Source organism: Methanosarcina sp. (genome assembly GCF_049706645.1).
GTDB lineage: Archaea > Halobacteriota > Methanosarcinia > Methanosarcinales > Methanosarcinaceae > Methanosarcina.
The window spans coordinates 18932-28587 of the sequence record NZ_JBNAKP010000063.1 but is presented as its reverse complement, the minus strand read 5'-3'; the positions used below and the strand labels follow the sequence as shown (position 1 = coordinate 28587).

Here is a 9656-nt window from a genome sequence, read left to right as displayed (position 1 = left end):
AACGCTGCTATCAATATTAAGGAATTTGCTATTAGTGCTTATCAAATCACGGCAGGGACTGCCGGTAGAGCCTGTGGAGTCGCTGGCGCTGGTCAGGGCAAGGAAACAGGAAGCTTCACGACTTTAGCGTGAGGTAGTTCACTCTTCTATCAGAATACAATTTTACCTTATTTTGCTTGAGCTCATCCCAAAACTTGATTTAATTTTGGTATTGCTGCTGACATTACAATTTCAAAGTCTGATATTTCTAGCACGCTGCTTAATTTCAATCCCCGATTTTTATAAAGTTGATTAAAGTGTTAATTGTTAGAGACTTTGGTCATACAAATTATATTGATGTTTATAATTTGTAATGCTAATTCAATCGGGTGTGAAATTAGCGATTGAAATCTAAAATCCGGAAGCTCGATTAGTTACTTACAAGACGAAATCTAGAGAAGTAATTTTGAGCTATGGGATCAGCTCCTTAAGAATGTATGAGCTTCTATAGCTGCCTGCTCTTTCCGTACTATTTATTAGAAACTATGATTCTTGAAACTATTTACCCTTATGAGTATACTATGTACAGGCGGAGGTATAACTAAATAGTCATGTTTGAATAAAAACAGAAAAAAAATCACTGACAGGAAAAATCATTCTTTACTCAATGTAAATTTAACTCAGTATCGGGGAGTTCTTTATTCTTAACCTCAGATAAAAATAATGATTAAGTTTGTCAAAAACTAATGCCAGAGTATAGCGTAAAAAGCGGTGATATTGAATGAACTATATAAGGAAGGTTTGTCCTACTTGCGGGAGTGAATTTGTCGTCCTGGAAAGCATGGAGAAAAAAGCTGTTTACTGCACCCTGCATTGCCTTTCAAAGTCTCAGAATGATCCGAGTAAAAGTATAATTTCTCCTTTAATGCATGCATGATCATGGCGGATTATAGCACCAGGATAGGATTATAATCTCATATGCAGATGTCCCGGAGTTCAGGGTAGAAAAGAAGTCCAGACAAAATCCGTAAAAAATAATCCGAAAAATCAGATAACAATCCGGAAATCCAGAAGAATGATCGGAATATCCAGAAGAATGATCAAAATTAACAGGTTCATATCCGGTTTCAGAGGTATTTCATAAACGGCTATGTATAGCTTGTATAAAATACACTTACAGGTTTTGCATAATAAGGTCTATGTATAATATACTTACAGGTCGGTTATACAACATATTCTGAGCCGGCCTGTAAGTTCCTGCTGTTCAGCAAGTAGAGTTCGTATTCTTTCGATTGTGATTCAATGCTCCAATTCTTCAATCGGGATACGGGCTCGAACTTTTCAATTTATCTGCTTTTTTCTCCGCTGAAGTTGATTCTTCTTTTGTAATTATCTTCTCGCCTGCAAAGGCTTTATATATGAGATGTGCTATTTAAAGGCAAAGTACATCCGAGATGGAAATTTCAGGTATTTTAGTGCTTGAAATTATCTAATCAGATCAATGTGATGCTTAATGCTAACTTCCTGGAAGTTCCGGGAGATAGGGTTTTCTGCCGTGTTTTACGGCAGATTACCTGCATTGAAGATAAATCCAGTGAGAAAAGTCGGATCAACATGAGTGTCAAAGGGCCAATGCTTTGAAACGCCCGCTTTTGGCGTCGTAACGGCGCCTAAAATCGCACGAAACTGTTCAGGTTTTCGATGAGTCGCGGTTGCAGTCACTGACTAATGAAGTTTCAAATCAGGGAACTGAATTTAAAATCAGGTTACCGAATACTGAAGTTTCAAATCAGATTACTGAATGTTTCAAATCAGGGCCGGATGCCTGGATTTGGGTCTGCCAGGATCGTAAAATCGGTCCTTTAAGCGTATGCTCCTGCTAGACAAGCTGGGAAGAGGATCGGATATTTGCAGATGCCTGAAGGAATTAGGGTACCGGGAGCATAAAGCTCTGGTCTGCTCGAGGCAATTCTTGCCAGGCAGGTCTGAAAGACATCCCTCCCCACCTGGTAGCGTTCGGGGAATCCAGCGTATTTTTCTTTTGACACTTGAGTTGTGCCGACCGGAGGGGCTGGTATTTCAATTAAAATTTACGGAGTAGAAATATGGCAAGCATACACCGACCAAAACGAGGTTCCCTCGCATTCAGTCCGCGCAAAAGGGCAAAGAGCCACATTCCACGGTTCAGGTCCTGGCCGGAGGCTACAGGTGAACCAAGGCTACAGAGTTTTGCAGGGTACAAGGTGGGAATGACCCACGTGATCATGGTTGATGACATAAAGAACAGCCTTACCCAGGGTATGGAAATCTCCGTACCTGTAACTGTCATCGAAACTCCTGCAATAAGGGTCGCAGCTATCCGGGCTTATGCAGAAGACAGCACCGGAGAAAAGGCAATCGCTGAGGTCTGGGCAGCAGACCTCGATCCTGAACTCAAACGCAGGATTCCTTTACCGGCAGCCGAGAATATGGCCGAAACCCTTGGTACTATTGGAAAAATGATCGAAGAAGGCAACGTAAGCGATGTCAGGGCAGTTACCTACACCCTGCCAAAGAGCCTTACCGGGGTTCCTAAAAAGACGCCCGACATCATGGAATCCGGAATTAGCGCCAGAGATCTCAACACCAAATTCGAGTTCGCGAAGTCAATCCTGGGCACCCTTGTAAGCGTTACCGACGTTTTCAAAACCGGGATACTTGTTGACACGGCCGCTATCACCATCGGAAAAGGTACCCAGGGTCCTGTAAAGCGCTGGGGCATCCAGCTTATGAAAAACAAGCACTCCAGGCAGGGCAGCCTCAGGCAGATCGGTACTCTTGGTCCGTGGCATCCTGCCCACGTCTCCTGGAGAGTTCCTCAGATGGGTCAGATGGGATATCACCAGAGAACCGAGTTCAACAAGCGTATCCTTAAGATCGGATCCGATGGCGAAGAAATCACTCCAGATGGCGGTTTCCTTAATTACGGCCTTGTCCGTGGAGACTATGTGCTCATTAAAGGCAGTGTGCCCGGACCATCAAAGAGGCTTATCAGACTCAGAGACCCGATCAGGGCAAAGAAAGCCGACCTTGGCGAACCGAATATCCTTCACATAAGCAGGGAATCCAAGCAGGGGTGAACAAAATGGCTACAGCAAAAACAATAGACCTTACAGGAAAGGTTGTCAGGGAAATCGAGCTTCCTGATGTGTTTGATGTGGACTACCGCCCTGACCTGATCAAAAAGGCAGTGCTTGCGGCACAGGCAAACAGGCTTCAGCCCTACGGTCCCCGTCTCTACGCAGGAATGGACACCTCTGCAAGATCCTGGGGCTCAGGGCGAGGCGTTGCCCAGATTCCAAGGCTTGCAAACAGCAGCAGAGCTGCAAGAGTTCCGCACGCAAGAGGCGGAAGAAGGGCTCACCCACCAAAACCGGAAGCTGACAGGAGCGAGAAAGTCAACACCAAGGAACGCCGCTATGCAATTCGCTCTGCAATCGCAGCAACCAGGGACCCAACCCTCGTAAACCTGAGAGGCCATATCTTTGAAGCCGAGCTTCCGATTATTACGGAAAACGCTCTCGAAGACCTGGATAAGACAAAGCAGGTAATAGAATTCCTGCAGGCTATCGGAGTCTACGACGACGTGCTCAGGGCAAAATACGGGAGACATATCAGGGCCGGCCGCGGAAAGCTCAGAGGCAGGAAATACAAGCATAAAAAGAGTATTCTTATTGTTGCAGGGGAAGATGCCCCTATCATGAAGGCTGCAAGAAACCTTTCAGGGATAGACGTTGCAACAGTGGATTCACTTAATGCCGAACTGCTTGCACCTGGCACACACGCAGGGCGCCTTACTATCTGGACAGAATCCGCAGTTGAAAAACTGGAGGGTGCATTCCAATGAGTTCAATTAATTATCCTTTTGTTACTGAAAAAGCGATGATGCTGCTTGACGAAAACAAGCTCCAGTTTATCGTGGATACCAGGTCAAACAAGAAGCAGATCGTAGAAGATGTCGAAAAACTTTACGGGTTCAAAGTCAAGTCCGCGAGGACCATGACCACCATGAAGGGCACGAAAAAAGCAGTCCTGACATTTGAAGATCCCGAATCGGCACACGAGATTGCAACCCGGATAGGACTAATGTGAGGTGTGATTTATGGGTAAAAGACTAATCTCACAGAACAGGGGTAGAGGTACTCCGACCTATAGAGCTCCTTCTCACAAGTACAAGGCAGAACTGAGGCATCCTCGTGTTGATGAAAACACGTCTATTCAGGGGAAAGTCATTGATATCGAGCACGACCCTGCTCGCTCAGCCCCGATTGCAAAAGTTGCCTTTGAAAACGGGGAAGAACTTCTCCTGCTCGCCTCCGAAGGAGTTGCAGTAGGGAACACAATCGAGTGCGGAGACGATGCCGATGTCAGGCCGGGAAACATAGTTCCTATCGGAAACGTGCCTGAAGGTTTCTTTATCTGCAACATCGAGTCAAAGCCGAATGACGGCGGCAAATTCGTGCGCTCGTCCGGAGTATACGCAACTGTCGTAACTCATGAGCCTAACAGGACTGCAGTGGCAATGCCCTCTGGCAGCATTAAATGGCTTAATCCGAAGTGCAGGGCAGTTGTCGGTATTGTTGCAGGCGGAGGCCGTGTGGACAGGCCATGGCTCAAAGCCGGGAAGAAATACCACAAACTGAAAACAAGAGCTGCAAAGTATCCCAGGGTTTCAGGTGTTGCCATGAATCCGCGTGACCACCCGTTCGGTGGAGGTGCCTGGAAGCACCCGGGCAAGCCCACAACGGTTAGCAGAAACGCTCCGCCCGGAAGAAAGGTCGGACTGATTGCAGCTAGAAGGACCGGAATGAAGCGCTGATGAGGGGTATTCGTTATGGCTAAAAAATCATCATCAAGATTACCAAAGAGAAAAGGTGAGTATACCTACCGCGGGAGAACCGTCTCAGAACTTCAGGAACTGAGTCTTGAAGAGTTTGCAGAACTCCTGCCCTCAAGAGAACGCAGGAGCATCAAACGCGGGTTCACGGACGGACAGAAAAAAGTCCTGCACGAGTTCAAGGAAGGAAAGACGGTCAAGACTCATCACAGAGACATGATCATCCTTCCGGAAATGATCGGGCAGACTATTGAAGTCCACAATGGGAAAAGCTTCGTAAGTGTGGACCTTCAGCCTGAAATGATCGGGCACCGCTTTGGAGAATTCGCACCCACAAGATCAAAAGTTTCACACGGCAGTGCCGGTGTGGGAGCAACCCGTTCAAGCAAGTTCGTGCCACTGAAATGAGGTGAGAGGGAATGGCAAAAATTGATTATTCAGTTAAGGGAGACCCTGAGACTACCTCTAAAGCTATGGGTTCTGAACTCCATATTTCCCCTAAAAAGTCCCGCGAAGTTTGCTGCAAAATTAAGGGCATGAAGGTCGCTGAAGCTAGAAAGTTTTTAGAAGATGTAATTGCTTTAAAACAGGCAGTCCCCTTCAAAAGGCACCATGACGGAACAGGTCACCGAAAAGGTCCGATGGCGGCAGGCAGATACCCTGTAAATGCTTCAAAAGAGATCCTCAAGATCTTGAGGAATGCAGAAAGCAATGCCGAATACAAGGGTCTTGAGCCCGCAAATATGTTCATCGTCCACACTGCAATTCAGCGCGGAAGGACAATTCATGGGTTCATGCCAAGGGCCAGAGGAAGGGCCACTCCCAAAGATACAGAAACTGTAAATATCGAGATGATTCTTTCCGAGGTGCGCTAAATGGCAATAGAGAGAAAGTTCGTCAATGACGGGTATGTCAAAGCCTCCATGGACGAGTATTTCGCAGAGCAGCTTAACAGAGCTGGATACGGCGGCATGGAGCTTAACAGGACCCCAATGGGCACCCAGATTATTATCTATTCCGAAAAGCCTGGAATGGTAATCGGGAAAGCCGGGAAGGTCATCAGAAAGCTTACCAGGGATGTAGCAACCAAGTACAACCTCGAAAACCCGCAGATTGACGCTCAGGAAGTCAAGAAACCTGAACTTAATGCTCAGATGATGGCGTCCAGGCTTGCAGCTTCGATTGAGAGAGGCTGGTACTTCAGAAAAGCCGGACACAACACCCTCAGGGCAGTCATGAATGCAGGCGCACTCGGCTGCGAAGTTGTTATTTCCGGAAAGCTTACCGGTGCCAGGTCAAGAGTTGAAAAATTCGTTGACGGGTACATAAAACACTCCGGAAACCCTGTACAGGAAGTTGTTGACGAAGGGTTTGCAGTAGCAATCAAGAAGCTCGGAACCCTTGGCTGCAAAGTCAGGATCATTCAGCCAGGCGTTGTCCTGCCTGACTCATACAGGGTTAAGGAAGCAAGTGAGATTGTAATTGAGGTTGAAAAGCCTGCCGAAAAGCCGGCTGAGAAACCCGCTGAAGCCCCTAAAAAGGAGAGCGCGGCAAAACCCCGTCCTGCAGCAGCACCTGCAAAACCGGCAGCACCTGCAAAACCGGTAGAAACAGCCGAAGTCGCAGAGCCTGAAGAAGCCGAGGAAGAACCTCAGGCTGAGACCGCGGAAGAGGAAGAAGCTGAAGTTATCCATGTCGAAGGCTCAGAAGAAGTCCGCAGGCAGGTCAATGGGGTCTGGCAGCACAAGCACGAGAGCTATGACTACTGGCATCCTATGGCACGGGTTCACAAGGAGGCTAAGGAATAATGGCAATTCTCAGAACCAGCGAAATCCGGACCATGACAGTCGAGGAAAGGGCTGACGAACTCGATACCCTGAAAAATGAACTGGTCAGGGAACGTGCCCTTACCTCCGCAGGCGGAGCTCCTGATAATCCGGGAAGAATCGGAGAAATCAGGAGAACGATTGCCCGGATAAAGACAATTCAGCATGAGCTAAATGAAATCTAAAGTGGAAATTCTACCTTCGACCCTTATCTTCCACGAACTGATAGGGCTTGAAATTCAGGTGATTCGTTCCACTAATTCAGCATTGACAGGAATCCGCGGCAGGGTAATTGACGAGACAAAAAATATGTTAATCGTAGAAAACTCGAAGTCGCGGGAACTGATGATTCCAAAGGCGGATTCGGAATTTCTCTTCCGAATCCCTGCCGAGCTCTCAGAAAAAGGCCGCAGATCCGATACATTCGTTAAAATTCAGGGAAACCTGCTGCTCTCACAGCCCGAAAATCGGATCAAGAACATTAAAAAGTTACGCAAATGGGGCTAAACTCATGGCAAGAGATATTGGATTGAACATACCGGCGCCATCAGAAGAATGTGATGATTCATACTGTCCCTTCCACGGCACACTCCCAGTAAGAGGTCAAATCCTTGTGGGCACCGTGGTCAGCAGCAAGATGGACAATACGGTAGTTATTGAAAGGCAATACATGAAAATGGTGCCGAAATACCAGAGATACGAGAAGAGACGCTCGAAAGTTCACGCACATAACCCGCCTTGCATTTCAGCAAAGGTCGGGGATATCGTCACGATTGCGGAATGCAGGCGTATAAGCAAAACCAAGTCCTACGTGGTAATTAAAGCGGAGGTGCCCAAATGAAAGGCATACGCTCCAACATCCCAAGGGCTCTTAATGCAGGCGCCAAGGTTCCCTGTGTGGACAACACCGGAGCTAAGGTCGTTGAGATCATTTCTGTCAAGAAGTACAGAGGGGTCAAGAACAGAATGCCCTGCGCAGGAATTGGGGACATGTGCGTCGTCTCAGTAAAGAAGGGCACACCCGAAATGAGGAAGCAGGTTCTCCTCGCAGTAGTGGTTCGCCAGAAACAGGAGTTCCGCCGTCCGGATGGGCTGCATGTGTCCTTTGAGGACAATGCCATGGTAATCACGGACGAAGACGGGATCCCCAAAGGCACGGACATAAAAGGTCCTGTAGCAAGAGAAGTAGCTGAGAGGTTCCCCAAGATCGGGACCACAGCATCTATTATTGTCTGAGGTGGCGAGCATGGTATCCAAACAGCCAAGAAAGCAGAGAAAAGCAAGATATAATGCGCCTCTGCATATCAGACAGAAATTCATGGGCGCAAGGCTCAGTGAAGCGCTCTCCAAGGAGTACGGCACAAGAAGCGCCGCAGTTATCGCGGGAGATACCGTGAAGGTCATGCGCGGAGATTTTAAGGGTACTGAAGGAAAGGTCCAGACCGTTTCTCTTCAGGACGGCACGATTGCTGTTGACGGTGTTATTTCCACCAAGGTGGATGGCACCGAAGTCCCAAGACCCATATACCCCTCCAATGTCATGATTACAAAACTGGAACTGAAGGACGGGCGCAGAGCATCAAGCATTAAGAAGTGAGGCAGGTGATTTTGTGACACACCAGAAAAGATTATCAATCCCAAAAAGCTGGAAGGCCGGGAAAAAAGGTTATAAGTGGGTCTCCACCACCCGCCCGGGGCCTCACAGCCAGGCACGCAGTCTTCCGCTCGGAATCATAATTCGCGACGTTCTCAAGCTTGTAGATAACAGCAGGGAAGGTAAGAGGATTCTTTCGGAAGGCAAAGTTCTTGTGGACGGCATTCCCAGGAAAGACCTCAGGTTCCCAGTCGGGCTTTTTGACGTAATTACACTCCCGCTCATAAACGAAACATACAGAATGCTCCAGGATGAAAAGGGGCGCCTGATCCTTCACAAACTGAGCGAGACAAACGTTAACAAACTTTGCAGGATCGACAACAAGACCATCCTCAAAGGAGGAAAGGTGCAGCTTAACCTGAATGACGGGACCAACATTCTCGGCTCTAATGAGTACGGCACAAAGGACTCTCTGATTCTCTCAGTGCCTGACAAGCAGGTAGTAAAGCACCTTCAGTTCAAGGTTGGCAACCTGGCAATGGTTGTAGGCGGCCAGCACTCTGGAGAAATCGGAAAGATTAAGGAAATCAGGGAAGTTAAGAGTTCCAGACACAATACAGTCGCGATTTCCGGGGAAACCGATTTCGAAACGATTGAAGATTACGTGATTGTCATTGGCGAGGATAAGCCTGAGATTCGGCTCGGTGGTGAGGTAATTGAGTAACTCTATGCGCACTCCCGTTGTTGAGAAGGTAATTGTCCACATGGGTGTCGGAGAAAGTGGCCAGCATCTCGTAAACGCCGAGGAAATCCTCAGGACTATCACAGGCCAGGGAGTTGTCAGGTGTTTTGCCAAGAGGACTCTTCCGGCTTTTTCGATCAAGAAGAACGAACCCATAGGCTGCAAAGTGACCCTGAGAGGCCAGAGAGCCCAGCAATTCCTTGAGACCGCTCTGGGTATCGTCGATAAAACTCTGGTCAGATCTCAGTTTGACTCCCTTGGAAACGTCTCTTTCGGAATTGAAGAACACACTGATTTTCCGGGCATGAGATATGACCCGAATATCGGGGTTTTCGGAATGGACGTAACAGTTGTGATCAAGCGCCCTGGAGAAAGAATCTGCAAGAGAAGAATCGCAACCAGGAAGATCCCGGCCGACCATAGGGTCACAGTTGAGGATGCGATTTCCTTCCTTAACGAAAGCTATGGCGTGGAGGTCATGTAAATGACAGAGACTATAGATAAGTCCGGAAGAGGAGTAAACGTATGCAAGCGGTGCGGGAGAAGGCAGGGCCTTGTCCGTAAATACGATATCTACCTCTGCAGACACTGTTTCAGGGAAATCGCCCACGAGATGGGTTTTGAGAAGTATTCGTAAGG

The 9656-nt window shown here is 47.7% G+C and carries 15 protein-coding genes; all 15 read left to right on the top strand.

Features of this window, described 5'->3' with window-relative positions:
• The first annotated feature begins 2084 nt into the window (after nt 1-2084).
• From rpl3p to ACPK8D_RS16415, 15 genes are read left to right on the top strand one after another with little or no spacing between them, the layout of a single operon-like run.
• Entirely contained in the window at nt 2085-3098 is a 1014-nt protein-coding gene (gene rpl3p / locus ACPK8D_RS16485; RefSeq protein ID WP_424718940.1) for a 50S ribosomal protein L3, read from the top strand.
• Nucleotides 3099-3103: 5 nt separating this feature from the next.
• Nucleotides 3104-3865, top strand: a complete 762-nt coding sequence (gene rpl4p / locus ACPK8D_RS16480; protein ID WP_424718939.1) for a 50S ribosomal protein L4 — start codon at nt 3104-3106, stop codon at nt 3863-3865.
• On the top strand, nt 3862-4110 hold the full coding sequence (locus tag ACPK8D_RS16475; RefSeq protein ID WP_424718938.1) for a 50S ribosomal protein L23: 249 nt from the start codon (nt 3862-3864) through the stop codon (nt 4108-4110). Before rpl4p ends, ACPK8D_RS16475 begins: the two co-directional genes overlap by 4 nt.
• A 10-nt stretch (nt 4111-4120) precedes the next feature.
• Nucleotides 4121-4837: a 50S ribosomal protein L2 gene (locus tag ACPK8D_RS16470; RefSeq protein WP_424718937.1), complete on the top strand. Its 717-nt coding sequence runs from the start codon at nt 4121-4123 to the stop codon at nt 4835-4837.
• A gap of 15 nt (nt 4838-4852) precedes the next feature.
• Nucleotides 4853-5263 carry a 30S ribosomal protein S19 gene (locus ACPK8D_RS16465; protein WP_424718936.1) on the top strand — a complete coding sequence of 137 codons (411 nt, stop codon included), beginning with the start codon at nt 4853-4855 and terminating at the stop codon, nt 5261-5263.
• Between the two features lie 11 nt (nt 5264-5274).
• Entirely contained in the window at nt 5275-5730 is a 456-nt protein-coding gene (locus ACPK8D_RS16460) for a 50S ribosomal protein L22 (RefSeq protein WP_424718935.1), read from the top strand.
• Nucleotides 5731-6663, top strand: coding sequence for a 30S ribosomal protein S3 (locus ACPK8D_RS16455; RefSeq protein WP_424718934.1), 933 nt, complete (start codon nt 5731-5733; stop codon nt 6661-6663). It abuts the gene before it with no gap.
• Nucleotides 6663-6866, top strand: coding sequence for a 50S ribosomal protein L29 (gene rpmC, locus ACPK8D_RS16450; protein ID WP_424718933.1), 204 nt, complete (start codon nt 6663-6665; stop codon nt 6864-6866). Before ACPK8D_RS16455 ends, rpmC begins: the two co-directional genes overlap by 1 nt.
• Nucleotides 6856-7188, top strand: coding sequence for a ribonuclease P protein component 1 (gene rnp1 / locus ACPK8D_RS16445; protein WP_424718932.1), 333 nt, complete (start codon nt 6856-6858; stop codon nt 7186-7188). Before rpmC ends, rnp1 begins: the two co-directional genes overlap by 11 nt.
• A gap of 4 nt (nt 7189-7192) precedes the next feature.
• Complete coding sequence (locus ACPK8D_RS16440) at nt 7193-7522, top strand: 30S ribosomal protein S17 (protein WP_424718931.1); 330 nt, start codon at nt 7193-7195, stop codon at nt 7520-7522.
• On the top strand, nt 7519-7917 hold the full coding sequence (gene rpl14p / locus ACPK8D_RS16435; protein WP_424718930.1) for a 50S ribosomal protein L14: 399 nt from the start codon (nt 7519-7521) through the stop codon (nt 7915-7917). The genes ACPK8D_RS16440 and rpl14p overlap by 4 nt, the downstream gene beginning before the upstream one ends.
• A 10-nt stretch (nt 7918-7927) precedes the next feature.
• On the top strand, nt 7928-8278 hold the full coding sequence (rplX, locus tag ACPK8D_RS16430; RefSeq protein ID WP_424718929.1) for a 50S ribosomal protein L24: 351 nt from the start codon (nt 7928-7930) through the stop codon (nt 8276-8278).
• Between the two features lie 13 nt (nt 8279-8291).
• Entirely contained in the window at nt 8292-8999 is a 708-nt protein-coding gene (locus ACPK8D_RS16425) for a 30S ribosomal protein S4e (RefSeq protein ID WP_424718928.1), read from the top strand.
• Between the two features lie 4 nt (nt 9000-9003).
• Complete coding sequence (locus ACPK8D_RS16420; protein WP_424718941.1) at nt 9004-9501, top strand: 50S ribosomal protein L5; 498 nt, start codon at nt 9004-9006, stop codon at nt 9499-9501.
• Nucleotides 9502-9654: a 30S ribosomal protein S14 gene (locus ACPK8D_RS16415; protein ID WP_424718927.1), complete on the top strand. Its 153-nt coding sequence runs from the start codon at nt 9502-9504 to the stop codon at nt 9652-9654.
• Nucleotides 9655-9656: the final 2 nt, after the last annotated feature.

Coding starts and splice junctions, on each gene's coding strand:
- rpl3p (WP_424718940.1), top strand. CDS start 2,085: ATGGCAAGCATACACCGACCAAAACGAGGTTCCCTCGCATTCAGTCCG.
- ACPK8D_RS16460 (WP_424718935.1), top strand. CDS start 5,275: ATGGCAAAAATTGATTATTCAGTTAAGGGAGACCCTGAGACTACCTCT.
- rpl4p (WP_424718939.1), top strand. CDS start 3,104: ATGGCTACAGCAAAAACAATAGACCTTACAGGAAAGGTTGTCAGGGAA.
- ACPK8D_RS16455 (WP_424718934.1), top strand. CDS start 5,731: ATGGCAATAGAGAGAAAGTTCGTCAATGACGGGTATGTCAAAGCCTCC.
- ACPK8D_RS16415 (WP_424718927.1), top strand. CDS start 9,502: ATGACAGAGACTATAGATAAGTCCGGAAGAGGAGTAAACGTATGCAAG.
- rplX (WP_424718929.1), top strand. CDS start 7,928: ATGGTATCCAAACAGCCAAGAAAGCAGAGAAAAGCAAGATATAATGCG.
- rpmC (WP_424718933.1), top strand. CDS start 6,663: ATGGCAATTCTCAGAACCAGCGAAATCCGGACCATGACAGTCGAGGAA.
- ACPK8D_RS16465 (WP_424718936.1), top strand. CDS start 4,853: ATGGCTAAAAAATCATCATCAAGATTACCAAAGAGAAAAGGTGAGTAT.
- ACPK8D_RS16420 (WP_424718941.1), top strand. CDS start 9,004: ATGCGCACTCCCGTTGTTGAGAAGGTAATTGTCCACATGGGTGTCGGA.
- ACPK8D_RS16440 (WP_424718931.1), top strand. CDS start 7,193: ATGGCAAGAGATATTGGATTGAACATACCGGCGCCATCAGAAGAATGT.
- rnp1 (WP_424718932.1), top strand. CDS start 6,856: ATGAAATCTAAAGTGGAAATTCTACCTTCGACCCTTATCTTCCACGAA.
- ACPK8D_RS16470 (WP_424718937.1), top strand. CDS start 4,121: ATGGGTAAAAGACTAATCTCACAGAACAGGGGTAGAGGTACTCCGACC.
- rpl14p (WP_424718930.1), top strand. CDS start 7,519: ATGAAAGGCATACGCTCCAACATCCCAAGGGCTCTTAATGCAGGCGCC.
- ACPK8D_RS16475 (WP_424718938.1), top strand. CDS start 3,862: ATGAGTTCAATTAATTATCCTTTTGTTACTGAAAAAGCGATGATGCTG.